Below are 24,812 nucleotides of genomic sequence, written 5' to 3'. Positions count from 1 at the left end.
TGCGCGAAGGCGCGCGGCCGGACGGGACAGTCCCTCGCGGCTCGGCCGTTCCCGGTGCGGACAAGGGAAAGCCGGTCCGCGGGGACACGGACCGGCCTGCGCTCGAGGGTTTCTTTCCAGGGCGGGGTGCCCCTACCTCGAGGTGCTCCTGGACGCCGTGCCGACGCACACGATGCCGAGCAGCAGGGTCAGGGCGCCGATGATGATGTTGTTCCAGATGACGCCCGCGTCCGGACCGGTACCGACGATCCACGGGGACACGATCATCCACACGCCGAGCGCGCACATGGCTCCGCTGAGGCCGTACATGCGCGCCGGCGCGGCGGTGAAGCCGAGGGCGAGCAGACCGATCGCGATGCCGACGATCAGGTTGTGGGTCACGAGCGCGGGCTGGCTCGTCGTGTAGTGGAGTATCCAGGGGGACACCGCACAGTAGAGGCCGAGCAGGAAGACCGGCCCGTCCACCAGGACCACATCACGACCGCCGAGCATACGGTCGTAGCGTGCCCGCATTTCTGGGGCATCGGGGTGGCTCGTGATGTCACTGCGGGAATGCGAGACGTTGGCCATGAGTCGTCTCCTTTGACTAGCAGGCCTTGACCGCTTCCGGGGCGGTATGCGGCAAGCGTCGCTTTGAGTCATTCTGCGCTTATTTTCCCTTTATGTGTAGAGGTCGGGGTGGAGAGTCAGCCCCGAACCGGCCCGCCCCCCTCCGCCCCGCGGGCCCGGCCGATACCGCCGCCCAGTAGCCGGGCCTGGCGCACGAAGGTGTCGTGCAGGGCGCGGGCTGCCAGCGGTACGGCTTCCGACCTGCGCCTTCGCAGCATGAGCAGCACCCGCACCCGGTCACCCGCCAGTGGCCGGCACACAATCACGCCCTGCCGCTCCAGTGGATCCCCGATGACACTGAACTCCGGCAGCACCGTCACGCCGAGCCCTTCGGCGACCATCAGCTTGCCCATCTCCGCGCCGTCGGTGGAGTACGCGAACGCCGGCGAGCGGCCCGCCAGGAGCCGGTGCACATAGCGGTGCATCACATAGCCCGAGCGCATCGCGATCAGGGGCTCGGTGAGCAGCTCGTCCGTCGACACCTCCGCCCGTGCCGCCAGCGGGCTGTCCGCCCGCAGGCACACCACGGGCCGACCGCGCAGCAGCTCGACGGACTCGAACTCGGCCGGCATGTCGTCGCCCTCCAAGTGGTTCACCAGCCCGAGATCGAAACCGCCCTCCAGCAGCGTCCGGTGAATGTCCGACTGCTGCGCGCCGACCACCTCGACCTGGGTGAGCGGATGCTCGGTCCGGAACTCCCGCACGACCGGCATCAGCAGGGACACGGTCGCCGCGTTGACCGTGCCGACGCGCACCATCCGTCGGATGCGGTGCTGTTCGCCCGCTGCCGCGCGCAGCCGGTCCACCGCGTCCAGGATGTCGACGATGTGGGGCAGCAGCTCCTGCCCCGCCGCGCTCATCGTCGCTCCGGAGCGCTTGCGTTCCAGGAGATCGACGCCCAGTTCGCGTTCCAGATTTCGTACGGTCTCACTCAACGCGGGCTGGGAGAGCCGCAGTTCCTCCGCCGCCCGGCGCAGCGAACCCAGCCGGGTCACGGCCGCGATGTATTCCAGCTGTTCCGTCCGCATGGCGAAAGAATGGGGGCGCATTCCCGGCCTGTTCAAGGGTTTCCCTGTCACATGTTCGTGAAATTCAATGGTCCGTCATGCGGGAACGGTCGGGTTTTCCTTGACGGTGGCGACCGAGGGCTGCCACGATCGACGGCATGACGAAGCGACTGGACCTCACGCGGCGACGCCACGTCGACCTCGCGCGCGTTTCCAGCGCCTCCTGTCGCGTCGCGGCCTGATCCGTCCGATCCGCCGCCCGTTCAGCACGTCGCAGCCGCCTCCGGAGCCATCGCGCGTGCTTTTCCCCCGCACCGTCTGAACTCCGCGCACTTTCGCGCTGAGTGAATTCGGCGCGCTCGCACACCTGTCTCGCACACCTGTCTCACACCCCTGACTTGCACACCTCCGCATTTCGCAACAGGAGTTCCGCATGCCCGCAGATCCCGTGAAATTCGCCTACTGGGTCCCCAACGTCAGCGGCGGCCTGGTCACCAGCACCATCGAGCAACGCACCGACTGGGGATACGAGTACAACCGGGAACTCGCTGTCCTCGCCGAGAACAACGGCTTCGACTACGCCCTCAGCCAGGTGCGTTACATGGCGAGCTACGGTGCCGAATACCAGCACGAGTCCACCGGCTTCAGTCTCGCGCTGCTGCTGGCCACCGAGCGCCTGAAAGTGATCGCCGCCGTCCACCCCGGGCTCTGGCACCCGGGTGTCCTCGCCAAGTTCGGTGCGACCGCCGACCATCTGTCGAACGGCCGCTTCGCGGTCAACGTGGTCAGCGGCTGGTTCAAAGGCGAGTTCACCGCCCTCGGCGAGCCCTGGCTGGAGCACGACGAACGCTACCGCCGCTCCGAGGAGTTCATCCGCGCCCTGCGCACCATCTGGACCGAGGATCACGCCGAACTCGCCGGTGACTTCTACCGGTTGCGCGACTTCTCGCTCAAACCCAAGCCGCTGAACACACCGGAGCGTCCGCACCCGGAGATTTTCCAGGGCGGCAACTCCACCGCCGCCCGCGCCATGGCCGGCCGGGTCTCCGACTGGTACTTCTCCAACGGCCGGAACCACGACGGGGTCGTCGAACAGATCACGGACGTCCACCGGGCCGCCGCCCTGGCCGGCCGCAGGCCCCCGAAGTTCGGCCTCAACGGATTCCTCATCGCCCGCGACACCGAGGCCGAGGCCCGCGACACCCTCCGGGAGATCGTCGCCAAGGCCGACTCCGAGGCCGTCGAGGGCTTCGGCGCAGCCGTCAAGCAGGCCGGCGGGTCCACGGCCGACGGCAAGGGCATGTGGCAGGACTCCACGTTCGAGGACCTGGTCCAGTACAACGACGGCTTCCGCACCGGGCTGATCGGCACCCCGGAGCAGATCGCCGAGCGGATCGTCGCCTACAAGCGGCTCGGCGTGGACCTCCTTCTCCTCGGCTTTCTGCACTACCACGAGGAGGTCGAGTACTTCGGCCGCCGCGTCCTGCCCCTGGTGCGCGAACTGGAGGCGGCCCTTCCCGCCGCCACCGACTCCGTGCCCGTACGCGTCTGACCGCCCCCCACCCACGAACACCGTCGCGAACACGCCGACGAGAAAGGCCGAACCGATGAGCACCGCCACACCCACCGACTGGCAGGTCCGCCCCGCTCCGCGCACCGCCGAGGACTGGATCGCCCGCGCCGCGGCCGTCGCCGCCGTCCTCGCCACGGACGCCGCCGCCCGCGACCGTGCGGGCGCCACTCCGTACGAGGAGGTGCGGCTGCTGAAGGACTCCGGCCTCGTCACCTTGCTCGGTCCGGTCGAGCACGGCGGCGGAGGTCAGAACTGGATCACCGCCTACCGGGTGATCCGGGAGATCGCCAAGGCCGACGGTTCCCTCGGCCAGCTCCTCGGCTACCACTACCTGTGGAACTGGGCGGCCCGGCTGGTCGGCACCCGTGAGCAGTGGGAGTACGTGGAGGCGGAGGCCGCCCGAAACCGCTGGTTCTTCGGCGGCGCCGTCAACCCGCGCGACCGGGACGTCGTGGTCACCGAGGACGGCGACGACCTGGTCTTCACCGGCCGCAAGTCCTTCTCCACCGGCAGCAGGGTCTCCGACGTCACCGTTCTGGAGGGCATCCTGGAGGGGACCGACCAGCACGTCTTCGCGATCGTGCCCTCGGACAGCGCGGGACTGACCTTCCACGACGACTGGGACAACATCGGCCAGCGGCTCACCGAGAGCGGCAGCGTCACCATCGACGGGGTCCGCACATCCTGGTCGTCCGCGGCCGGATACGTCGACAAGGAGTTCCGGCCGCGCGTCTACAACACCCTCAACGTCCCCACCATCCAGCTGGTCTTCGTCAGCTTCTACCTCGGCATCGCGGCAGGCGCGCTGGAGACGGCGGCCACCTACACCCGTACCAGGACCCGGCCCTGGCTGCACGGCGGCCACGACCGCGCGGTCGACGAGCCGTACGTCGTCGACACCTACGGCGACCTCACCGCGAAGCTGTGGGCGGTCGAGGCCCTGGCCGACGCCGTCGCCGCCGAGGGACAGAGGCTGCACGACGACCCCGACGCGGTCACCGAGCAGGCGCGCGGCGACTTCGAGGTGCGGGTGGCCGCGGTCAAGGCCCGCGCCACCGATACCGCCCTGGAGATCGCGAGCCGCGTCTTCGAGGTGACCGGCGCCCGCTCCACCACCACGGCCGAGGGACTCGACCGGTTCTGGCGCGACATCCGCACCCACACGCTGCACGACCCGGTCGCCTACAAGCGCCGGGAGGTCGGACGCTGGGTCCTCGAGGGTGAACTGCCCGAACCCACCTGGTACTCCTGACGCCCCGGGGGCGTCCGCGGGTCGCGGACGCCCCCGCCTCCCGGCCTCCGCGCTTTCTGGGTCTCCGGGCTCCTGAAAACCTCGCGGAGCCCGCGTGAGCCCTGAGTCGTGAGCCCCGAGCCTTCCGCATCCCGAGATTTCCGAAAGAGGACCCATGGCCACCGTCCTGTCCGTCTCCGGCAGTCCCTCCGCCTTCTCCCGTACCAACAGGCTGCTGCGCCACCTGGACCAGCGGCTGACCGCGCAGGGGCACGAGGTGATCCCGCTCGATGTGCGCACCCTCCCCGCCGAGGCGCTGCTCGGCGCGGACCTCCGCCATCCGGCCGTCGTGGAGGCCGCCGAACTGTTCGCCCGTGCCGACGGCGTGGTCGTCGGCACTCCCGTCTACAAGGCGTCGTACTCCGGTGTCCTCAAGGCGCTCCTCGACCTGCTGCCGCAGTACGCGCTGACCGGCAAGACGGTGCTGCCGCTGGCCACCGGTGGCAGCACCGCCCACGTCCTGGCCATCGACTACGCCCTGCGCCCGGTCCTGAACTCCATGGGCGCGGCCCACATCGTGCAGGGCTGGTTCACCCTCGACAAGGACATCACCGTGCACGACGACGGCTCGCTGGCCATCGCCCAGGGCACCGCCGAGGCCCTCGCCCAGGTGGTCGACCAGTTCTCGGCGGCCCTGCGCCCCGCCGCCCCGGCGACACTGGCGGTAGCGAGTTGACCGGGGGCACCGCACACGTCATCGCCGACGACGCGGAAGCGCTCGCCGTCGCCGCCGCCCTGGCCCAGGAGTTCCGCGCGGAGGCCTCCGCGCGCGACGCCGAACGCCGGCTGCCGCGTGCAGAGGTGGACCGGCTCGCCTCGTCCGGTCTGCTCGCCGTCACCGTCCCGGCCGAGTACGGCGGGGCGGACGTGAGCCAGGAGACCCTGGCGGAGATCTTCCGGCTGCTGGCCGCGGCCGACGCCAGTCTCTCCCAGATCCCGCAGAGCCACTTCGTCTACGTCAATGTGATTCGCCGTCATGGAACCGACACCCAGCGCACGTTCTTCTTCGCGGAGCTGCTCGCGGGCCGTCGCCTCGGCAACGCCCAGTCCGAGGCGGGCACCCGGCACGTCCAGGACATCCGCACCCGCCTGGAGCCCCGGCCGGACGGTTCGTACGTCCTCAAGGGCGTCAAGCACTACGCCACCGGAGCCCTCTTCGCCGACTGGATCCCCGTCCTGGCCCGCGCCGAGGACGACAACCTGCACGTCGCCTTCGTTCCGCGGGACGCCCCGGGCCTCACCGTGACCGACGATTGGGACGGCATGGGGCAGCGGACCACGGCCAGCGGCACCGTGCGCCTGGACGGTGTCCCGGTGGCGGTCGGCCACCTCTTCCCGCACCATCTCACCTTCCGTGGCCCTCAATTGCACGGAGCGAATGCCCAGTTGCTGCACGCCGCGATCGACGCGGGGATCGCCGGGGGAGCGCTGGCGGAGGCCGCCGAGTTCGTCCGGACGAAGAGCCGTCCCTGGTTCGAGAGCGGCTTCGACGCCGCGGCCGACGACCCCCTGCTCGTCCAGCGGTTCGGCGAACTCGCCATCCTCGTACGGGCGTCGGAGGCGTTGCTGCGGGAGGCCGCCCGCTCCGTGGACACCGCCCGCGCCGCTCTCACCGACACCTCGGCCGCCGAGGCGTCCATCGCGGTGGCCGCCGCGAAGGCGCACGCCGCCGACACCGCGGTCGAGGTGGCCGGCGCTCTCTTCGAACTCGCCGGTACCCGCGCGGCCCTCAACTCCTCGAATCTGCACCGGCACTGGCGCGACGCCCGCACCCACACCCTGCACGACCCGGTGCGCTGGAAGATCCAGCACATCGGCCGGTACGTGCTGAGCGGGACGCTGCCGCCCCGCCACGGCCTGCTCTGACGAACGCATCTGATCGGAGACCTCGCGTGTCCCTCACCTTCCACTGGTTCCTGCCCACCAACGGCGACAGCCGCCACGTCGTCGGTGGCGGTCACGGCACCCCGGCGTCCGCCTCGGGACGGGACCGGCCGCCGACCGTCGCCTATCTGAGCCAGATCGCCCGTGCCGCGGAGCAGCTCGGCTTCGTGGGTGCCCTGACCCCCACCGGCGCCTGGTGCGAGGACGCCTGGCTGACCACCGCCATGGTCAGCCGGCACACCGAACGGCTGAAGTTCCTGGTCGCCTTCCGGCCGGGATTCGTCTCGCCGACCCTCGCCGCGCAGATGGCGTCCACCTTCCAGCGGCAGTCCGGCGGACGGCTTCTGCTCAACGTCGTCACCGGCGGTGAGAGCCATGAGCAGCGCGCTTACGGCGACTTCCTCGACAAGGAAGCGCGCTACCGCCGTACCGATGAATTCCTGCGGATCGTACGGGACCTGTGGGGTGGTGAGACCGTCAGCCTGGACGGGGAGCATCTGAGTGTGCAGAACGCGTCCCTGGCCCGGGTGCCCGACCCGGTGCCCGAGGTGTATTTCGGCGGCTCCTCGCCCGCCGCCGTGGAGGTGGCCGCCCGGCACGTCGACGTCTACCTCACCTGGGGCGAGCCGCCCGCGCAGGTCGCCGAGAAGATCGAACGGGTGCGGTCGGCCGCCGCCCGCGAGGGCCGCACCCTGCGGTTCGGTGTCCGGCTGCACGTCATCACCCGCGATACCGCCGAACAGGCCTGGTCCGAGGCGTTCCGGCTGCTCGACGGATTCGACCGGGAGACCGTGCGATCCGTCCAGGCCGGGCTCGCCCGAAGCGAGTCCGAGGGGCAGCGGCGCATGCTCGCCCTGCACGGCGGCAGCCGGGACGGGCTGGAGGTCCATCCCAATCTCTGGGCGGGTATCGGGCTGGTGCGCGGCGGCGCGGGCACCGCCCTGGTCGGCAGCCACGACGAGGTCGCCGAGCGGATCAAGGAGTATCACGCTCTGGGGATAGAGGAGTTCGTCCTCTCCGGCTACCCGCACCTGGAGGAGGCGTACTGGTTCGGTGAGGGTGTCCTGCCGCGCCTCGCCGCACAGGGGCTGTGGCGGCATCCCTTCCAGGAGGACGTGGAGCCCGCGGTCCCCGCCCAGGTGCCGTTCGCGCGATAGGGGAGGAAACGGCGAAAGGGGGCGTGGCGAGGCCTTTCGGGACGGCCAACCGGCCCTCTGTTAATGGGCAGTTGGCCATCCTGGACAGGTCATGGGGTCGGCCGGTCCGCAGACTTGACTGGTACAGACCAATGCGGTTGAGTGTGCCCGACACCCCCCACCACGGCCGCCCCCCCCACCCCGCGACCGGCCTCGCCGGCGCATGCGGCGAGACTCCGCTCCGGCATGTCCCCGCCCGGGAGCGGCCGTGTTCCGCATAGGAGTTGATCCCTTGTCGAGACGCCGCATCTCCTCCGTTCTGGCTGCCGTCGTCATCGCCGCCAGTGCGCCCGTGCTGCTCCCCGCCGCGACGGCTTCCGCCGCCCCCGCCTCGGCCGCCGCCGCGTGTTCCAGCTACCCGAACTGGGTCGCCGGACAGTGGTACAACGCCGGCGACGTCGTCCGCTACACCGACGGCCGGGCGTACGTCGCCGAGCACGGCAATCCGGGCTACGACCCGATCATCAGTACCTGGTACTGGGAGCCGTACTCCTGTGACAACGGCCCCGGAACACCGGTCGGGAACTTCGTCGTGTCCGAGGCACAGTTCAACCAGATGTTCCCGAACCGGAACTCCTTCTACACCTACAGCGGGTTGAAGGCGGCCCTGAGTGCCTACCCCGGCTTCGCCAACACGGGCAGCGACACGGTGAAGAAGCAGGAGGCCGCCGCCTTCCTGGCCAACGTCAGCCACGAGACCGGTGGTCTGGTGCATGTGGTCGAGCAGAACACGGCCAACTACTCGCACTACTGCGACTGGGGGCAGCCGTACGGCTGCCCGGCCGGTCAGTCCGGCTACTACGGGCGCGGGCCGATCCAGCTGAGCTGGAACTTCAACTACAAGGCCGCGGGCGACGCGCTCGGCATCGATCTGCTGAACAACCCCTGGCTGGTGCAGAACGACGCGTCCGTCGCCTGGAAGACGGCCCTGTGGTACTGGAACACCCAGTCCGGTCCCGGCAGCATGACGGGGCACAACGCCATGGTCAACCAGGCCGGTTTCGGCCAGACGATCCGCAGCATCAACGGCTCCCTGGAGTGCGACGGCCGCAACCCGGCGCAGGTGCAGAGCAGGGTGACCACGTATCAGCAGTTCACCCAGATCCTCGGAACGTCACCCGGCGGCAACCTGTACTGCTGACGCAGGACCGCGGGGCATGGTGTCATGCTCCTGACCATCCGTGACCTGGCCGCGTGCCCTCGCGCACGCGGCCATCCTTTCGGACGAAGGACACCCACCATGCGCACCCCCCACGTCCTGCTCGCCACGGCCACCGCTCTTCTCGCGGCGGTCGTGGCACCGACCCCCGCGGCCGGAGCCGACGCGGTACCGGCGCCCGGCACCTTCTACGTGCAGAGCGCGGCCACGGGACTGAACGCGGCCGGCAACGCCGGATCCGTCGAGCAGCACCGGCCGCGCGGCAACGAGGACCACCAGCAGTGGAACCTGCGCCCGAACGGCGCCTCCTCCCTCCTGGAGAACACGGACACCCCGGGCGCCTGCCTGGGCCGCGTCGGCGACCAGGCCAGGACCGTCCCCTGCGCGAGCGCCGAGGCGGCCTGGGACATCACCCCCGCCGGTGCCGACCGGTACACACTCGGCGCACCCGGCACCGACCGGCGCCTCACGGTCGCACCCAGACCCTCCGGCGCCAACCATCCCGCCCAACTCGCCCTCTCCGCAGGCTCCTCGGACCTCGCCCACTGGTATCTCACCCCGGTCTCTCCCGTCACCCGCCCCATGCCGCCCCAAGGCAGCCGCACCCTGGACCAGATCACCTTCCTCACCTCGCACAACGCCTACGCCAACGGAGTCGACGGCGGCTTCGCCCCGCCCTTCGTCAACCTCTTCCCCAACCAGACGCGAGGCATCGAACGCCAACTCGCCGACGGAGTACGCGGATTCATGCTGGACATCCACCAGACCCCGGACGGCGCGATCCTCTGCCACAACAGCTGCACCCTGGTCAGCAGGCCCGTCGCGCTCTGGGTCGACATCCAGCGCATGGTCGACTTCCTCGAGACCCACCCCGACCAGGTCGTCACCGTGTTCCTGGAGGACTACGTCGACCCCGGTGTGCTGCGCGCCGAACTCGCCCGCGTCAGCGGCCTGTCGGATGTGCTCTACCGGCCGGACCGCAGCGGCGTACGGGAGAACGGCTGGCCGACGATGGCGGACCTGACCGCGGCCGGAAAGCGACTGCTGATCTTCAGTGACCACAGCCGCTCCGCCGATCAGTCCGCGGGGCTGACCCGGGACAGCTTCGGCGTCATGTACCAGCGCGAGTGGACCGTCGAGAACCACTGGTCCATGGGCTCGGGCGTCGGCGCTTCCGACTGGTCCTGCTACAGCCGCTGGTACGACGTCGGTGCCGACATCCCCCTCACCCGCACCGAACCGGGCTTCCGCCCCCTCTTCGTCATGAACCACTTCCGGGACACCCCGATGGCGAACACGGCCGGTACGGACAACGCCAAACTCGCCGACCGCGCCCGCAGGTTCTGCCAGCCCGCCGCCCGCAAGAAGCCCAACTTCCTCGCCGTGGACCGCTACGACCTCGGCAACCCGGCGGCCGCCGTCGCCGACCTCAACACGTACACGTATCCGTAACCCGGGGCGGAACAAGGAGGGCTGCTGCCGCGCCGGGTCCGGCGCGGAAACAGCCCTGGGGCGTGTTTCGAACGTAGCGCCGGCCGCCCGGAGGGCGGGCCCCGCGGTGTCATGGGGGTCCCCCCTGCTCGAGCGGAGCCGAGAGCTTGGGGGAGCGTGCGATCGCACGGCGGAGGGTCGCCCGCGTACCGGGCGTACGCGGGCGATCCCGACAACGCGGCTGGGGGTCCCTCCTGCTCGAAGAGCTTGGGGGAGTGCGTGCCGGACGCCGCGGGGCAGGCGGGACTTTCGAAACACGCCCTACATCAGCCAGATTCCGTCCCGCATGAGCTGCCGCTCCGGCATTTCGTGCACCTCGTGCCAGGCTTGCACCGCCCGGGGGCGCACCCGGAAGAACGCGTAGCCGGCCCGGTCCGTGCGCGGATCCCAGCCGGTCTTCTCCCGGAACGCCTCCGCCGCCACCGGCGGCACCTCCCGTGCGTCGTACGTCTCCACCACGCCGTCGATCAGGACGACGTCCCGCGTGTCGCCGAACGCCAGCCGGGTCCGGCCGCCCTCCCGCAGATTGCGGCCGGTGGGGTTGGCGGGCCGGGTCGCCAACCAGACGGCCTCGCCGTCCCACGCGAACCACAGTGGCACCAGACAGGGCAGTCCCTCGGCGTCCGCCGAGGCCACCCAGATGTCCGTCTCCCGTTCCAGGCGGTCCAGAACATCAGTTCTGCGCTGCTCCCGACTCCGCTGCGGTGACTCGGTGATCTTCATGTGCGGACGGTAGCCGGGCGATCCGTCCGGACGCCTCGGACCGGAGTCGTAAGTCTTCGGGCCCAGGTCCTCGGCGCCGCCGGGAGGGGGATTGGCGCCTCCTTACGTTTTACGTATAACCTCTGCCGATCGATCCCACCCCGAAGAGGTCCCGATGAGACGTGTCGCCCTGGTCACCCTGGTCGTCGACGACTACGACGAGGCGATCCGCTTCTACACCGAGGCCCTCGGCTTCCGGCTCGCCGAGGACACCCTCCGGCCCGACGGATCCCGCTGGGTCGTCGTCGAACCGGACGCGGGCGGCACCGGCACCGGCCTGCTGCTCGCCCGTGCCAAGGGCGACGGCCAACGCCCCAGGATCGGTGACCAGACCGGCGGGCGCGTCGGCTTCTTCCTGCACACGGACGACTTCGCCCGCGACCACGCCCGGATGACAGCCGCGGGCGTGACCTTCCTGGAACACCCGCGCCACGAGCCGTACGGCTCGGTCGCCGTCTTCCAGGACCTGTACGGCAACCGCTGGGACCTGCTCCAGCCCGCCGACTGATCCCGCACACCGGCATCGCCACCGATTCCGCTCCCCCTTCCGGCGCCGATTCCGCCACCGACACCGAACCGCTGAGGAAAGCACCGCCCATGACCGCGCCCCGCATCACCCCCGACACCCTCCGCCGGCTGCCCAAGGCCGTGCTGCACGACCACCTCGACGGCGGACTGCGTCCCGTCACCGTGGTGGAGCTCGCGGAGACGGTCGGCCACACCCTGCCCACCACCGACCCGGACGAGCTCGCCGCCTGGTACGTCGAGGCCGCCGACTCCGGTGACCTGGTGCGCTACATAGCCACCTTCGAGCACACCCTCGCCGTCATGCAGACCCGCGAGGGACTGCTGCGCACCGCCGAGGAGTACGTGCTCGACCTCGCCGCCGACGGTGTCGTCTACGGCGAGGTCCGCTACGCCCCCGAGCTGATGACGAAGGGCGGACTGACCCTGCCCGAGGTGGTCGAGGCCGTGCAGGAGGGCCTCGCGGCCGGTATGGCCAAGGCCGCCGCCGCGGGAACGCCGGTGCGGGTCGGGACGCTGCTGTGCGGCATGCGGATGTTCGACCGGACGCGGGAGATCGCCGGCCTGGTGGTGGCGTTCCGGGACGCGGGCGTCGTGGGCTTCGACATCGCCGGCGCCGAGGACGGTTTCCCCGCCGCCGATCACCTGGACGCCTTCGAGCACCTGCGCCGCGAGAGCGTGCCGTTCACCATCCACGCCGGCGAGGCCCACGGCCTGCCCAGCATCCACCAGGCCCTCCAGCTGTGCGGCGCCCAGCGCATCGGCCACGGCGTGCGGATCACGGAGGACATCCCCGACCTCGCGGCCGGCAAGCTCGGCCGGCTCGCGGGCTGGGTCCGCGACCGCCGTATCGCGCTGGAGATGTGCCCCACCTCCAACCTCCAGACCGGGGCCGCCGAATCGATCGCCACGCACCCCATCACCGCTTTGAAGGACCTCGGCTTCCGGGTCACCCTCAACACGGACAACCGGCTGGTGTCCGGTACCACGATGACCCGTGAGATGTCCCTGCTGGTGGAGCAGGCCGGCTGGACCGTCGAGGACCTGCGGACCGTCACGGTGAACGCCGTCAAGAGCGCGTTCCTCCCGTTCGACGAGCGCAACGCCCTCCTCAGGGACGTGGTCCTGCCCGGCTACGACTCCGTGCGCTGAAGCAGCCCCCGTACATAGGCGGCCTGTCCGGCGTGCTGGAGATCGTCGGACAGGACGCTGACCAGGCGCACCCCCAGGCTCACCGGCGGATCCCAGCGCTCGTCCACGACGCGCTCCAGGTCCTTGGCGGCCAGTGCGTTCAAGGCGTCCAGGGTCTGCTCGTGCACCGCGTCGTAGTAGCCGGTGAGGAGGCCGCCCGCGTCGACCCGTACCCCGGCGACCCGCTCCGGGGTGTGGCCGTACCCGGTGTCGTGGCGGGGCAGGCCGAGCGCGAACCGCTTCTCGAAGCCCTGGGCGAGCCACACCTGGTCGAGCCCGAAGGCGTCCGCGACGTGGTCGTCCTGGATCCGGGTGAGGTGCCAGACCAGCCAGGTGACCGAGTTGGCTCCCGGGGCCGGCGGAGTGTTCAGGGCGTCGGGGCCGAGCCCGGTCACGGCGGCGTGGACCTCTTCGCGGATCCTGCCGTAGCCGTCGATGAGGATGTCCTTGGCAAGCATGGGACCACCGTTCCTATTCAGTGAGCAGAAGTGAGTCCTGGACCCACTCTCGCTCACTGCGGACATCCCGAACGGTGTTGGGTGTCCTGGTCGCCCGCGTTCGTTCCGCGTCCGGCGGCACGGATCGTGTCCGTGGTCCGGGAAGGCGGCGGCGGGGTCCCTCACGCCCGGGGGTATCCGGTCCGGTCTGGACGGTCCGATGCCCGCATCCATCGCTCCGGTGGGTGCGGGGCGGTGCCGTCCGACGCCGGAGCGGATAGCCCTGGGCGCGTCGTGCGATCGCCACGGCGGCTGCGTCGATGGGGGTGCCCCCTGCTTGAGCGCAGTCGAGAGCTTGGGGGAGGGTGGTCTTGCGGGTGGTGCTGGTGAGGGGTTTCTGCCAGTGCTGGGCGCCCCACTTCGAGGTGTAGGCCGGATCCACGGCGACGACGGTGATCCCCGTCCGGTCGGCCATCGAAACCAGGCGGGCGCGGAGCCGGCCGGTGGGCAGGCCGGAGACCAGCCGCCTAAACCGCCTCTTGCGGCCGTGTTTCTCGCGGGTCTTCTCGGCGGTGAAGTCCAGGTCCTCCACGGCGATCGCCTTGGCACCGCAGGTGAGGGCCCAGTGCAGGAGTCGGGTCAGGGCGTGGCGGACCTGGGCGTCACGGTGCTCGGCGGTGCCGGACAGGTCGTAGGAGAAGCGGCGCGGGTTGCCGGTCGGGTTGCCGTGGGCATCCAGGCGCCAGGCGGCGAGGTGGTCGGCGTTCAGGTCCACCCCGATCACCCCGTGCGCCAGCGCCGCCGCCAGGGGCACCGCCGGGGATGCGGGGGTCTGCCAGGAGGCGGTCACATACCAGCGTGCCCGGGCCGGGTCGTGGTGGATGCGGTAGGCGACAGCCCGGTTCGCTGCCACCCGGTCGGCCCACTCCGGCCCCCGGTGCGCGAAGCGGATCCGGCCGGTGAGCACGTACCGGCCGTGCGGGGCATTCGCCAGCCCGGACAACGGGGCAGGAAGCCGGATACTCACCTCACCGTCCGGGCTGATGCGGATGGTCTCGTTGCCGTAGCGTTTCCCGGACTCGCCGTCCGCCTGCAGAAACCAGCGTTCCGCCTCCCAGCGTGCGCGCCACCGGTCCTGGGTGAGTTGTGCGGCGGGCAGATGATGCCGGGTGCGGGCCAGGCGCTTGCCGCCGCGTACCACATGCACCCGCCCGGCCTCCCAGTCGGCGCGCTCCTGCGCCAGCCGGTCCTCCAGCGCCCGCAGGCGGCGGGCCTTGGCGTGCCATTCCCGCCTGCTGCGGTAACCGCCGGGGGCCTTCCGCGTCCCCTTCTGGCCAAGCGGCAGCGACAGCCGGTGCCGCAGCATGTGGACACCCGCCTGAAGGTTCTGGAGGTGGGCCAGCGCACTGCGCCGGGCCAGCGCCCACTGGTCATGCGTGGCCTTCGTGATCGCGCCCGCCCAGCGGGCCGAGGAGAGGGGGGTCAGTTCCCGCTTGCGCACCGCCCACGCTCCGGCGTCGTGCTCGAGGCCGTTGTGGCAGCGGGTCTTCAGGTCACGGGAGGCCAGGGTGCCCAGATGCGCGCCCACCCGACGCAGCACCTCCTCATCGACGGGAGTCAGCTGCCCCAGCCGGGTACGCACCGCCACCCCCGACGGGCCGGGCACGACGAACGGCGCCGCGACCTTCCGCAGACCACCCACTCCCGCACCCCCGTCGCCGACCTCGACAAACCCGATCACTCCACCCAACGAGCGCCACCTGCAAAGGTCACACATTCGACGGGCAAACCCCTATTCCATCGCCTGGATGTGACCGCACACGCCATCTCAGCCGCAGTCCCCACGCTCACCCACACATGCCAGAGCACACTCGCACTCAGTCAAACCCCAGCAGTTCCCAACCCTCGCGCATCCCAACGCCGGTCGCGCCCCGTTCCGCACGCCCCGCCGGACGTGCGCCGCCCTTCTCCGCGCGCCGTCCGCTACGACCGCCCACCGTCCAGCAGGGCCATCAGCGCTCGCGCCGCCGGGCTGGTCGCCTCCTCGGGCGGGACCAGCACCACACTCTCGTACACCGACTCGCCGGTGTCCTTCAACGGCAGGGCGGTCAGCGCCGCGCGCTTGTGCCGGAAATGCTGGGGGACGACGGCGATGCCGAGGTTCTCGTCGACCAGGTCCAGCAGACTGTGCACGTCGTTCACCTCCAGAGCCACCGTGCGCCGTGCGCCGGCGTCGGCGAACGCGGTGTCGGTGGCGCGGCGCGGGCCCCAGTCGGGATGGAAGTCCACGAACACCTCGCCGCCCAGGTCGTGCGGGGTCAGCGGCGCCCCGGCGCGCGCCAGGCGGTGATCGGGATGGCAGAGCACGGTCATCGGCTCGCCGGTGAGGGGCACCGACCGCAACTGGTCGGGGTCCGTGGGGGTCCGGTAGGCGAAGGCCAGATCGAGGCGTCCCGCCGCGACCTCCTCCGCCAGCGCCGCCGAGCCCCCTTGCCGCAGCCGGATCTCCACGTCCGGATGGCGCCGCCGGAAATCGGCCAGCAGTTCCGCCGGGTGCACCCCGGCGATGCACTGCTCGGTGCCCAGGGCGAGCGTGCCGCGCAGTACTCCCTGGACCGCGGCCACCGCCTCGTGCGCCGCCCGCACCTGAGCCAGGATCCGCTCGGCCTCCACCAGCAGCGCCCGGCCGGCCTCGGTGAGGGTCACCCTCCGGGTCGTCCGTACGAACAACGGCGTCTGCAGCTCGCGCTCCAGGGAGCGGATCGACGCCGAAAGACCCGACTGGGAGACCAGCAGTCGCTCCGCCGCTCGGGTGAAGTGCCGGTCCTCGGCGACGGCGACAAAGTGCTGAAGGTGACGCAGTTCCATGATTGAGAAGCGTATTCGCTGAATTCCATCGGATTCCCCTGTTGGACCGCTGCCCGCGAACCGCGACAGAGTGGAGCCCGGTTCTGGTTCCACGGAGCCGGACGCCCATGTACACCCTGTGTGCCAACCCCTTGGAGTCGCGTTGTACACCCCGCACCCCGACCGTTACGCGGACCTGCCCTACCGGCGCACCGGACGCAGCGGGCTCAGACTTCCCGCGCTCTCGCTCGGCCTGTGGCACAACTTCGGTCCCGACCGTCCCGCCGAGACCCAGCGCGCCATCCTGCGCCGCGCCTTCGACCTCGGTGTCACCCACTTCGACCTCGCCAACAACTACGGCCCGCCCCCCGGTGCCGCCGAGTCCGCCCTCGGCGAGGCCCTGCGCGCGGACTTCGCGCCGTACCGCGACGAACTGGTGATCTCCACCAAGGCCGGCTACCTGATGTGGCCCGGCCCGTACGGCGAATGGGGCTCCCGCAAGTCCCTGCTGTCCTCGCTCGACCAGAGCCTGGGCCGCATGGGCCTGGAGTACGTCGACATCTTCTACTCGCACCGCTTCGACCCCGAAACTCCGCTGGAGGAGACGATGGGGGCCCTGCATTCGGCGGTCCAGCAGGGCAAGGCGCTCTACGTCGGCGTCTCCAACTACTCCGCGGAGCAGACCCGCGAGGCCGCCCGCATCCTGGGCGAGCTGGGCACCCCGCTGCTGATCCACCAGCCCCGCTACTCGATACTCGACCGGCGCCCGGAGGACGAAGGCCTGCTGGACGCCCTGGACGAGCTCCAGGTCGGCTCCATCGCCTACTCACCGCTGGAACAGGGTCTGCTGACCGCCCGCTACCTCGACGGCATCCCCGAGGGCTCCCGGGCCGCGAGCGACAGCCCGTTCCTGAACACCGACACCGTCACCGGTGAGCTGGTGGAGCGGCTGCGCACGTTGAACGAGATCGCCGGGTCCCGCGGCCAGAGCCTCGCGCAGATGGCGCTCGCCTGGGTCCTGCGCGGCGGGCGGGTGACCTCGGCCCTGGTCGGGGCGAGCAGTCCCCGGCAGCTGGAGGACAGCGTCGCGGCCACCCGCAACCTCGACTTCGACACGGACGAACTGGCCCGCATCGACGCGGTCGTCAAGCGGTAGGGCCGGCGTCCGGCAGATCGTTTCCGGCCGTGTCGTCGATGTCATGACGGCACGGCCGACGCCGTACCGGGTCCGCTTCGTGCCGTGCAGGGCGCCGCAAACACGCTATTTCGGCCAACCGGAGGGGCGAATATGCCAGGAGAGTGGCCGGAAAGGCGTGGTGACAGTGATTCAGCGGTGAACATACTCGACAACGAGAGCGCTTCACCCCGCGCAACGGCGCCCTCACGCACAGCACGCGACCCACCGGAGAACGAGCCCGGTCGGCCGACGGGCAACGCAACCGGGGGAGAGAATCGTGCACGACGAGTTCCTGTGCCACGTCACGGCGTACGGAGTCTGCGACGGCCGCCGCATCGGTGTACCCCTCGGCACGTACCGCGCCCCCACCCTGGCTCTCGCCCTGTGGTGGCTGCGCGACCGCGCCTCCTGGATCGCCGAGCGCCTCGATCCGCAGCCGGAGGCCGAACACTTACCCCCGGGCGCGCTCGTCCCCGTCGCCGACGGAGTACCCGACGTGCCCGCCGTGCTGCGTGCCTGGTGCGGCGATGTCGCTCACCAGGAGGAAATGGCCGAGGCTCTGGCCGCCGGACAGATGGTGCGCCTGGCCACCGGCGACGACACCACCGAGTACGAGCTCCTGGCCGAGTCCGTGGACGCCCTGCGGATGCAGCGCGCGGCCCCGGTCCTGGGCGTCCCCGTCGCCTGACCCGCGCCCCGCCCCGGCCCCATCCGCCACGTCAGGCACTCGAACGGGCCAATCGGTAGAATCCAGGCATGGTCGAGCGGCCGGTCGCACCGGAGCTCCTCGTGGAGACCGACAGCGGCTCCACCCTGATGAGCCCGGTCCGCGACTACCACGTCGGACGCGACCCGTTGAGCGACATCGTCATGGACGACGCCCGGGTCTCCTGGCACCACGCGGTGCTCCACCCCGGTGACGGCCACTGGACCATCGAGGACGAGCGCAGCACCAACGGCACCTACACCGACGGCCACCGCGTGCGCGTGAAGGACGTGGGCCCCGGCAGCGTCATCCGCTTCGGCAGCCCTCAGGACGGACCGAGCGCCGTCCTGATCGACCGGCCGCCGCCCGCCCCCGAACGCCTCTCCGCCGTGTCGAGCCCCGCCCTGACCGGCACCTACCGGCGGCCCACCACCGTACGGCCGCTGCCCACCCGCACCGTCCGCATCGGCCGCGCCGCCGACAACGACCTCGTCATCGACGATCTCGTGGTCTCCCGCTGGCACGCCGAACTGAGGGCACTGCCCGACGCGACGTACGAGATCGCCGACCTCGGCAGCCACAACGGCACCTACCTCAACGGCAGGCCCGTCACCAGCGCCCCGGTCGGCCCCGGTGACATCGTCGGCATCGGCCACTCCGCGCTCTGCCTCGTCGGCGACGAACTCCAGGAGTACGTCGACACCGGCGAGATCTCCCTCGACGTGCAGGACCTCACCGTCGTCGTCGACCACGGCCGCAGGACCCTGCTCGACCAGGTGTCGTTCCCGGTGGGGGAGAAGTGTCTGCTCGCCGTGGTCGGCCCGAGCGGCGCGGGCAAGTCCACCCTCCTCAACGCCCTCACCGGACAGCGCCCCGCCGACCACGGCACCGTTCTCTACGACGGCCGCGACCTCTACCGCGACTACGCCGAACTGCGCCAGCGCATCGGTCTCGTCCCGCAGGACGACATCCTGCACGACCGGCTCACCGTCCGCAGCGCCCTGTCCTACGCCGCCGAGCTCCGCTTCCCGCAGGACACCGCCAAGACCGAACGCCGCTCCCGGGTCGACGAGGTCATCCGCGAACTCGGCCTGGAACAGCGGGCGGAGCAGCCCGTGCACAGCCTCTCCGGCGGCCAGCGCAAACGCGTCAGCGTCGCCCTGGAACTCCTCACCAAGCCGTCCCTGCTGTTCCTCGACGAGCCGACCTCCGGCCTGGACCCGGGAATGGACCGCTCGGTGATGCACATGCTGCGCGCACTGGCCGACGACGGCCGCACCGTCATCGTCGTCACCCACAGCGTGCTCAGCCTGGACGTGTGCGACCGGCTCCTCATGCTCGCCCCCCAAGGACGCGTCGCCTACTACGGACCGCCCGAGGACACCCTCGCGTTCTTCGGATTCGAACAGTGGCCGGAGGCCTTCGAGGCCTTCGAGCGCGACCGGGACCGCGACTGGGCGGGCGACTACCGCGCCTCGCCCTTCCACGGCAGGTACATCGCCGACGCCACCGCCCAGCCCCGGCAGCAGACGGCCGGCCCGGTCGCCGTGGCCCCGCCGCCCCGGCCGCGCAGCCGCACAGCGCAGCTCGGCACCCTTGTACGCCGCTACACCGCCGTGCTCGGCTCGGACCGCACGTTCCTCGCCATCATGATCGCGCTGCCCTTCGTGATGGGAGCGATGGCCCGTGCCCTGGCCGGCGGCACCCTGACCCGGAGTACCGCGATGAACGCCCTGCTCATCCTGTGCGTCGGCGCCGTGCTCACGGGCGCCGCCAACGCCGTGCGGGAACTCGTCAAGGAGCGCCCGATCCACCGGCGTGAACGGGCCGTCGGCCTGTCCAGATCGGCGTACCTGATGTCGAAGATCATCGTGCTGGGCGCGATCACCGTGCTGCAGGCGGTGGTGCTCACCCTGGTCGCCCTGCTCGGGGTCGACCTCGACGCACCGGGCGGTGAAGGCGTGCTGATGCCACCCCTGGTGGAGATCACGGTGGCCGTGGCACTGCTCGGCTTCACCGCCATGATGCTCGGCCTGCTCGTCTCCGCGCTGGTGCGCAAGGAGGAGGTGACGATGCCACTGCTGGTGCTGCTGGCCATCGTCCAGGTCGTCTTCTGCGGTGCCCTGCTGAAACTGGACGGCGTGCCCGTCCTGGAGCAGCTGTCCTGGCTGGTGCCCTCGCGCTGGGCGTTCGGCGCGATGGCCGGCACCGTCGACCTGGCCGGGATCATCCCGGGGGAGAGCACCGCGGACCCGCTCTTCCAGCACTCCCAGGGAGTGTGGCTGCTCGATGTGGCGATGCTGCTGGTCCTCTCGGCGCTGTGCGCGTTCGCCGTGTCGCGGCTGCTGCGCCGCCACGAACCCGCCGTGATGCGGAGGTAGCCGGCTCATGACGACCCCGTCCACGCCCGGATTCCGGCCCACCCATGTCGTACCGGGCGACGGCATGCCGGCCTGGGAGGCGCCCGACCCCGCCGGGCCCACCGTCGGCCTCGACCCGCTGCTGCCGGTCCGGCTGGTCGAGCGGCGCGGGGACTGGGGTCAGGTGCTGTGCTCCAACGGCTGGTCGGCCTGGGTCGACGGCCGCCTGCTGGTCGCGGTGCCCCAGGACCCGCCCGCCTCCGAAGACCCCCTGACCCGCACCGCCGACCCCCGGCCGCTGCTGACCCGGGCCGAGGAGGCCCTGGCCGGCTACCGGGCGGCCGTCGAGGCACTGGCCGACGGCCGCCTCGACGGCGAGGGGTTCCGCGTACGCACCCGGGGGCTGCGCGTCGGCCTCGTCGTCGACGGGGAGTCCCTGTGGCTCTACGACTCCGACCAGGGCCGCTGGGTCTACACCGACGGCACCCGGCTGCACACCTACGCCGCCGACGATCCGCCCGCCGACGACCCGCCGCGCGCCCCCGGAGTCTCCGAGGCCCCCGACGCTCCCGACGCTCCCGAGGCCTCCGCATCCCCCGGACACGCCCCCACCCGGGTCGTGCCGGGCGAACCCACCAGGGCTGGATCCGCCGAACCCACCAGGGCCGTCGCCTCGGGCCCCTCCCCGGACCGTGACGTCCGATGACGCACGCCACCGGGCTGTTCGCCGGCCGGCCCTCCGAGCTGACGGGGCAGCAGGTCGCGGGCTACCGCCTCGAGCGCGAGATCGGCCGTGGCGGCATGGCCGTCGTCTACCGCGCCCGGGACCTGCGCCTGGACCGCACCGTCGCCCTGAAACTGCTCGCCCCGGAACTCGCCCGCAACGACGTCTTCCGCCGCCGCTTCACCCACGAGTCCCGCACCGCCGCCGCCATCGACCACCCGCACATCGTCCCCGTCTTCGAGGCAGGGGAGGCGGACGGCATCCTCTACATCGCCATGCGGTACGTCGAAGGCAGCGATCTGCGCCACCTCCTCGACCGTGAGGGACCCCTGCCGTCCGGTACCGCGCTGCGCATCGCCGTGCAGGTGGCCTCGGCGCTCGACGCCGCCCACGAGCACGGCCTGGTCCACCGGGACGTCAAACCCGGCAACATCCTGGTCGCCCGCGGCACCGACAGCGACCACCCCGAGCACGTCTACCTCACCGACTTCGGCCTGACCAAGAAGTCTCTGTCCCTGACAGGGTTCACCACGGTCGGCCAGTTCGTCGGCACGCTCGACTACGTGGCCCCGGAACAGATCTCCGGGCGTCCGGTCGACGCCCGCTGCGACGTCTACGGGTTCGCCTGCGTCGTCCACGAGACCCTCGCCGGCCATCCGCCCTTCCGCCGGGACGACGACATGGCCCTGCTCTGGGCCCACCAGTACGACGAGCCGCCCTCCCTGACCGCCGTACGCCCCGACCTCCCCCCGCAGACCGACGCCGTCCTGGCCAAGGCACTGGCGAAGAGCCCCGACGACCGGTACGCGTCCTGTCTGGACTTCGTCGCCGCCCTGCGCGCCGCCGTCACGGGGGGCGGCGCCACCACGACCACCCCCGAGGGACACCCCGCCACCCGAGTGGACCCGCGCGGAAACCGGAACGGGAGCACGGGGGGAGACCGGAACGGGAGCACGGATGGAGACGGGAGTGGGAACGCCGTCGAGGGCCGGAGTGGAGCCGCGCCGACGGACGGAGAGGCGGAGCGGGACGCGCCACAGCCACCGCCGGCCTGGGCGGAACCGGTGTTCGGGCCGGCGCGGACCTAGGGTCTTGGAGGAGCCCCTGCCCGGCGCCGCGCACCCGCCCGGTCAGCCGTCCGCCGCCCTCGGCCGGTCCGACCGGCCCCGGCGGCGCGTCCCCCGGGCCAGCAGCGCGCCCGCGAAGCCGGCGACCAGACCCCACAGAAGAGCCAGCCCCAGCGCGACCGGCAGACGCGGTTTCAGCAGGACCTGACCGGAGAGCCCCGTGTCCAAATCGCCGATGCCGAGCACGGACAGGCCGAGCCGGGCGGAGACCCGGCCGACCAGGCAGATCGTCAGGACCGCCAGTGCGAGCGCCACCGCCAGGTGCACGGCGTGCTGCCGGGCCCGGACCCGGGCCGGTGACAAGGCCGCCATCACGAACGCCACGGCCAGCAGCAGGACCGCGTCGGCCACCGGCAGCCACCACACCCCGGCGTCGTGCTCGGCGAGCGTGCTCAGGTTCAGCGCCGAGACGTCCTCGGTCCGCAGCACCTCGTCGAGGACGTGCGGCATGGGCAGCCCGAAGGGGCCTTCCACCCTGCCGTCCCAGGTGGCGCCCAGCCCGATGGTCAGCGCGAGCCAGGTCACGTTGGGCAGGCCGAGCAGGAGCACGGCGAACGTCTCCGCCGGACGCCCCCGCGTCGCCGCGACGACCAGCGCGATCACGGCACCGATGACGACGGAGGCGAGCAGCAGTTGCAGCACCGCGTGCGCGGCGGGCCGCACCGCCGTCTGGAACCGGAGCAGCCGGACCGGCAGCGGGGCGCCGCGCGACACCAGCAGGGCCAGCACCAGGACACCCGCCAGCCAGAGCAGGCCGACGAGAAGGGTCAGCGGCACATCGGCGGCGAAGCCGACCTCGGGGGAGACCCCGAACAGATCACCGAGATCACCCAGGGCATCTTCCCCGAGGGAGACCTCGAACGTGTGCCGGGCGGCGAACGCCAGGCAGAGCAGGACGATCAGCCACAGGGCGGCGATCCTCGCGGCCCACCCGGCAAGCTCCGGCGTCCCGGCGACGGCCCGGTGGCGCAACGGGCGCAGAAAGCCCCAGCCGATGAACAGGGCGCCGGTGAGAGTGACGGACAGCGGCATGACGGTCAGGCCGCCCTCCGCGCCGGCCAGGCCGCCCGCGTCGCCGGACAGGTCCACCGACCCGCCGACGGCAGTGACGACGGTCGTGGCGAGCACCCTGGGGAACGAACCGTCCGGGAGGCCCGTGGCACCGGCCGCCCACAGCCCGAGCGCGGCCACGAGGCCCATGGCGATCAGCCCGCCCAGCACCGTGACGAGAGCCTGCGCCCAGCCGTGGCGGGGGACCGCCAGGTCGGAGAGGGTGGGTGAATTCACCACTGCACGCTAAGCAGCCTCCGCACGGGGCGCCTGCCGGGAGGTCCGTCCGCGTCGGCTTGCGGCGGGCACGTCACCGGGGCACACAATGAACCCATAACGGAAGAATCGCCATACCGGTACTGACCTGGTGGTCATCTCCTGAAGCCGCGCTGGGAAGAAGGGCTCGTGACCGTCGAACCACCGTCCTCCGGCAGGCCCTCCGGGCCGCCCTCCGGGCCGCCCTCCGGGCCGCCCTCCGGGCCTCTGTCGGGTTCCTCCCCACCTTCGTCCTCGGGCCCGCCTCCGCCGCCACCGCCGGGTGGAGCGGGCGGGGGAGACGGTGGCGGCGGCACGGGGCCGTCCGGGCGAGGCCGGCGGCCGTGGTGGAGGTCCGTACCAGGCCTCGGGGTGCTCGTCGCGGCCATGGCGGTGGCCGTGGTCCTCGCCGTGGTGCTCACCCGCACCGACGGCGGATCCGAGGCGGGCGGCGGCGAGGTCTTCCTCCAGGCCGCGAACGCGACCGGCCCCGACCCGTTCACCGAGTCGACGGCCGAGGACGGCTCCGCGCCCCCCACGACCTCCGCCCCGCCCACCACCGGCGCCCCGACCACCGGATCGGCGTCCGAGTCCTCTCCGGCCACCGCGGTGCGCGGTGTCCGCGGTGGCGAACCAGGCCTGTACGGCGGCACCCGCGACGCCTCCAGCTGTGACGTGGAGCGGCAGATCAAGTACCTCCGGGAGGTGCCGGCGAAGAACGAGGCGTTCGCCTCGGTGGCCGGCGTCGAATCCTCCGAGGTCCCCTCGTACCTGCGCTCGCTGACCCCGCTGCGACTCCGGCTGGACACCAGGGTCACCAACCACGGATACCGCGACGGCGCCGCCACCGACTACCAGGCCGTCCTCCAGGCGGGCACGGCCGTGCTCGTCGACGCCCGCGGCGTCCCCCGGGTCCGCTGCGCCTGCGGCAACCCGCTGACCAAGCCGGTCGAACAGTCCGACCCCCGCTACACCGGCACCCCCTGGCCGGGCTACTCCCCCTCGAAGGTCGTCGTGGTCGACCCCGCTCCGCGGGACATCGAGAAGTTCGTGGTCCGCGACACCGACGGCGGCTGGTTCGAGCGGAACCAGGGCGACACAGGCGGCAAGGACCGCCCCGCGAAGCCACCGGACGGGCAGAGTCCGTCACCGGGCGACACGACCCCCTCGTCGCCGTCACCCGACACCTCCCCATCGGCCCCGCCGGCCACTCCGTCCACCCCCGGCTCCGGGCCGGCGACGGGCGAGGAGGATCCCCCCGGCGAACCACCGTCGAGCGATCCCGGGGACAGCGGCCCGACGACCGGCGAACCGCCGCCGTCCGGCCCCCAGGTACCGCCACCGGCCGAGTCCGGCACCACGAACGACGCACCGAACGGCACCGGCACCGGCGACAACGGCACGGGCGACCTCACGGGCAGCGCCACCTAGGGATTCACAC

At 71.5% G+C, this 24,812-nt stretch carries 23 protein-coding genes; 16 read left to right on the top strand and 7 right to left on the bottom strand.

Features of this window, described 5'->3' with window-relative positions:
- Window positions 1-132 precede the first annotated feature (132 nt).
- Both V4Y04_RS01835 and V4Y04_RS01830 read right to left on the bottom strand, forming a co-directional pair.
- Entirely contained in the window at window positions 133-570 is a 438-nt protein-coding gene (locus V4Y04_RS01835) for an SPW repeat protein (protein ID WP_332425336.1), read from the bottom strand.
- Between the two features lie 116 nt (window positions 571-686).
- Window positions 687-1,637 (bottom strand): LysR family transcriptional regulator, encoded by a 951-nt coding sequence (locus V4Y04_RS01830; protein ID WP_332425334.1) that lies wholly within the window; start codon window positions 1,635-1,637, stop codon window positions 687-689.
- A 137-nt stretch (window positions 1,638-1,774) separates the two neighbouring features.
- Here V4Y04_RS01830 and V4Y04_RS37625 point away from each other — a divergent pair, with 137 nt between their 5' ends.
- From V4Y04_RS37625 to V4Y04_RS01795, 8 genes are all read left to right on the top strand, one after another.
- Window positions 1,775-1,858 carry a putative leader peptide gene (locus V4Y04_RS37625; protein ID WP_350851021.1) on the top strand — a complete coding sequence of 28 codons (84 nt, stop codon included), beginning with the start codon at window positions 1,775-1,777 and terminating at the stop codon, window positions 1,856-1,858.
- Between the two features lie 191 nt (window positions 1,859-2,049).
- Window positions 2,050-3,168, top strand: coding sequence for a dimethylsulfone monooxygenase SfnG (gene sfnG, locus V4Y04_RS01825; RefSeq protein WP_332425332.1), 1,119 nt, complete (start codon window positions 2,050-2,052; stop codon window positions 3,166-3,168).
- A gap of 55 nt (window positions 3,169-3,223) precedes the next feature.
- Window positions 3,224-4,441: an acyl-CoA dehydrogenase family protein gene (locus tag V4Y04_RS01820; protein WP_332425330.1), complete on the top strand. Its 1,218-nt coding sequence runs from the start codon at window positions 3,224-3,226 to the stop codon at window positions 4,439-4,441.
- 154 nt (window positions 4,442-4,595) lie between these two features.
- Window positions 4,596-5,156, top strand: a complete 561-nt coding sequence (ssuE, locus tag V4Y04_RS01815; RefSeq protein ID WP_332425328.1) for an NADPH-dependent FMN reductase — start codon at window positions 4,596-4,598, stop codon at window positions 5,154-5,156.
- Entirely contained in the window at window positions 5,153-6,346 is a 1,194-nt protein-coding gene (locus V4Y04_RS01810) for an SfnB family sulfur acquisition oxidoreductase (RefSeq protein WP_332425327.1), read from the top strand. Before ssuE ends, V4Y04_RS01810 begins: the two co-directional genes overlap by 4 nt.
- A 26-nt stretch (window positions 6,347-6,372) precedes the next feature.
- Complete coding sequence (locus V4Y04_RS01805) at window positions 6,373-7,521, top strand: LLM class flavin-dependent oxidoreductase (protein WP_332425326.1); 1,149 nt, start codon at window positions 6,373-6,375, stop codon at window positions 7,519-7,521.
- Between the two features lie 271 nt (window positions 7,522-7,792).
- Entirely contained in the window at window positions 7,793-8,701 is a 909-nt protein-coding gene (locus V4Y04_RS01800) for a glycoside hydrolase family 19 protein (protein ID WP_332425324.1), read from the top strand.
- A gap of 99 nt (window positions 8,702-8,800) precedes the next feature.
- The gene (locus tag V4Y04_RS01795; RefSeq protein ID WP_332425322.1) at window positions 8,801-10,171 is read left to right on the top strand and encodes a PI-PLC domain-containing protein; all 1,371 of its coding nucleotides are present in this window, start codon (window positions 8,801-8,803) and stop codon (window positions 10,169-10,171) included.
- Between the two features lie 300 nt (window positions 10,172-10,471).
- Here the strand turns inward: V4Y04_RS01795 and V4Y04_RS01790 are convergent, their stop codons facing one another.
- Window positions 10,472-10,933 carry a pyridoxamine 5'-phosphate oxidase family protein gene (locus V4Y04_RS01790; protein WP_332425321.1) on the bottom strand — a complete coding sequence of 154 codons (462 nt, stop codon included), beginning with the start codon at window positions 10,931-10,933 and terminating at the stop codon, window positions 10,472-10,474.
- 154 nt (window positions 10,934-11,087) lie between these two features.
- Between V4Y04_RS01790 and V4Y04_RS01785 the strand changes: the two genes are divergently transcribed.
- Both V4Y04_RS01785 and V4Y04_RS01780 read left to right on the top strand, forming a co-directional pair.
- The gene (locus V4Y04_RS01785) at window positions 11,088-11,480 is read left to right on the top strand and encodes a VOC family protein (RefSeq protein ID WP_332425319.1); all 393 of its coding nucleotides are present in this window, start codon (window positions 11,088-11,090) and stop codon (window positions 11,478-11,480) included.
- 89 nt (window positions 11,481-11,569) lie between these two features.
- Window positions 11,570-12,649 carry an adenosine deaminase gene (locus V4Y04_RS01780; protein ID WP_332425318.1) on the top strand — a complete coding sequence of 360 codons (1,080 nt, stop codon included), beginning with the start codon at window positions 11,570-11,572 and terminating at the stop codon, window positions 12,647-12,649.
- Here the strand turns inward: V4Y04_RS01780 and V4Y04_RS01775 are convergent.
- The 3 genes from V4Y04_RS01775 to V4Y04_RS01765 form a co-directional block, all read right to left on the bottom strand.
- Window positions 12,631-13,146, bottom strand: a complete 516-nt coding sequence (locus tag V4Y04_RS01775) for a mycothiol transferase (RefSeq protein ID WP_332425316.1) — start codon at window positions 13,144-13,146, stop codon at window positions 12,631-12,633. The genes V4Y04_RS01780 and V4Y04_RS01775 overlap by 19 nt on opposite strands.
- Window positions 13,147-13,159: 13 nt before the next feature.
- Complete coding sequence (locus V4Y04_RS01770) at window positions 13,160-14,827, bottom strand: transposase (protein ID WP_332432674.1); 1,668 nt, start codon at window positions 14,825-14,827, stop codon at window positions 13,160-13,162.
- Window positions 14,828-15,108: 281 nt separating this feature from the next.
- On the bottom strand, window positions 15,109-15,993 hold the full coding sequence (locus tag V4Y04_RS01765) for a LysR substrate-binding domain-containing protein (RefSeq protein ID WP_332425315.1): 885 nt from the start codon (window positions 15,991-15,993) through the stop codon (window positions 15,109-15,111).
- A 142-nt stretch (window positions 15,994-16,135) separates the two neighbouring features.
- Here V4Y04_RS01765 and mgrA point away from each other — a divergent pair, with 142 nt between their 5' ends.
- From mgrA to V4Y04_RS01740, 5 genes are all read left to right on the top strand, one after another.
- Entirely contained in the window at window positions 16,136-17,128 is a 993-nt protein-coding gene (gene mgrA, locus V4Y04_RS01760; protein ID WP_332425313.1) for an L-glyceraldehyde 3-phosphate reductase, read from the top strand.
- Window positions 17,129-17,426: 298 nt separating this feature from the next.
- On the top strand, window positions 17,427-17,837 hold the full coding sequence (locus V4Y04_RS01755; protein ID WP_332425311.1) for a hypothetical protein: 411 nt from the start codon (window positions 17,427-17,429) through the stop codon (window positions 17,835-17,837).
- Between the two features lie 68 nt (window positions 17,838-17,905).
- Window positions 17,906-20,236: an ABC transporter ATP-binding protein/permease gene (locus tag V4Y04_RS01750; RefSeq protein ID WP_332425308.1), complete on the top strand. Its 2,331-nt coding sequence runs from the start codon at window positions 17,906-17,908 to the stop codon at window positions 20,234-20,236.
- Between the two features lie 7 nt (window positions 20,237-20,243).
- Window positions 20,244-20,921, top strand: a complete 678-nt coding sequence (locus tag V4Y04_RS01745) for a hypothetical protein (RefSeq protein WP_332425306.1) — start codon at window positions 20,244-20,246, stop codon at window positions 20,919-20,921.
- Window positions 20,918-22,027, top strand: a complete 1,110-nt coding sequence (locus V4Y04_RS01740) for a serine/threonine-protein kinase (RefSeq protein WP_332425305.1) — start codon at window positions 20,918-20,920, stop codon at window positions 22,025-22,027. The genes V4Y04_RS01745 and V4Y04_RS01740 overlap by 4 nt, the downstream gene beginning before the upstream one ends.
- Window positions 22,028-22,069: 42 nt before the next feature.
- Here V4Y04_RS01740 and V4Y04_RS01735 read toward each other — a convergent pair whose 3' ends face one another.
- Window positions 22,070-23,353, bottom strand: a complete 1,284-nt coding sequence (locus V4Y04_RS01735) for a streptophobe family protein (protein ID WP_332425303.1) — start codon at window positions 23,351-23,353, stop codon at window positions 22,070-22,072.
- 168 nt (window positions 23,354-23,521) lie between these two features.
- Here V4Y04_RS01735 and V4Y04_RS01730 point away from each other — a divergent pair, with 168 nt between their 5' ends.
- Entirely contained in the window at window positions 23,522-24,802 is a 1,281-nt protein-coding gene (locus tag V4Y04_RS01730) for a DUF6777 domain-containing protein (protein ID WP_332425301.1), read from the top strand.
- Window positions 24,803-24,812: the final 10 nt, after the last annotated feature.

Source organism: Streptomyces sp. P9-A2, from assembly GCF_036634175.1.
GTDB classification, from domain to species: domain Bacteria; phylum Actinomycetota; class Actinomycetes; order Streptomycetales; family Streptomycetaceae; genus Streptomyces; species Streptomyces pratens.
The sequence above is the reverse complement of the archived record's forward strand: the minus strand, read 5'-3'. Positions and strand labels throughout refer to the sequence as shown.

Coding starts and splice junctions, on each gene's coding strand:
- V4Y04_RS01780 (WP_332425318.1), top strand. CDS start 11,570: ATGACCGCGCCCCGCATCACCCCCGACACCCTCCGCCGGCTGCCCAAG.
- V4Y04_RS01740 (WP_332425305.1), top strand. CDS start 20,918: ATGACGCACGCCACCGGGCTGTTCGCCGGCCGGCCCTCCGAGCTGACG.
- V4Y04_RS01835 (WP_332425336.1), bottom strand. CDS start 570: ATGGCCAACGTCTCGCATTCCCGCAGTGACATCACGAGCCACCCCGAT.
- V4Y04_RS01830 (WP_332425334.1), bottom strand. CDS start 1,637: ATGCGGACGGAACAGCTGGAATACATCGCGGCCGTGACCCGGCTGGGT.
- V4Y04_RS01795 (WP_332425322.1), top strand. CDS start 8,801: ATGCGCACCCCCCACGTCCTGCTCGCCACGGCCACCGCTCTTCTCGCG.
- sfnG (WP_332425332.1), top strand. CDS start 2,050: ATGCCCGCAGATCCCGTGAAATTCGCCTACTGGGTCCCCAACGTCAGC.
- V4Y04_RS01765 (WP_332425315.1), bottom strand. CDS start 15,993: ATGGAACTGCGTCACCTTCAGCACTTTGTCGCCGTCGCCGAGGACCGG.
- V4Y04_RS01775 (WP_332425316.1), bottom strand. CDS start 13,146: ATGCTTGCCAAGGACATCCTCATCGACGGCTACGGCAGGATCCGCGAA.
- ssuE (WP_332425328.1), top strand. CDS start 4,596: ATGGCCACCGTCCTGTCCGTCTCCGGCAGTCCCTCCGCCTTCTCCCGT.
- V4Y04_RS01785 (WP_332425319.1), top strand. CDS start 11,088: ATGAGACGTGTCGCCCTGGTCACCCTGGTCGTCGACGACTACGACGAG.
- V4Y04_RS01820 (WP_332425330.1), top strand. CDS start 3,224: ATGAGCACCGCCACACCCACCGACTGGCAGGTCCGCCCCGCTCCGCGC.
- V4Y04_RS01790 (WP_332425321.1), bottom strand. CDS start 10,933: ATGAAGATCACCGAGTCACCGCAGCGGAGTCGGGAGCAGCGCAGAACT.
- V4Y04_RS01745 (WP_332425306.1), top strand. CDS start 20,244: ATGACGACCCCGTCCACGCCCGGATTCCGGCCCACCCATGTCGTACCG.
- V4Y04_RS01750 (WP_332425308.1), top strand. CDS start 17,906: ATGGTCGAGCGGCCGGTCGCACCGGAGCTCCTCGTGGAGACCGACAGC.
- V4Y04_RS37625 (WP_350851021.1), top strand. CDS start 1,775: ATGACGAAGCGACTGGACCTCACGCGGCGACGCCACGTCGACCTCGCG.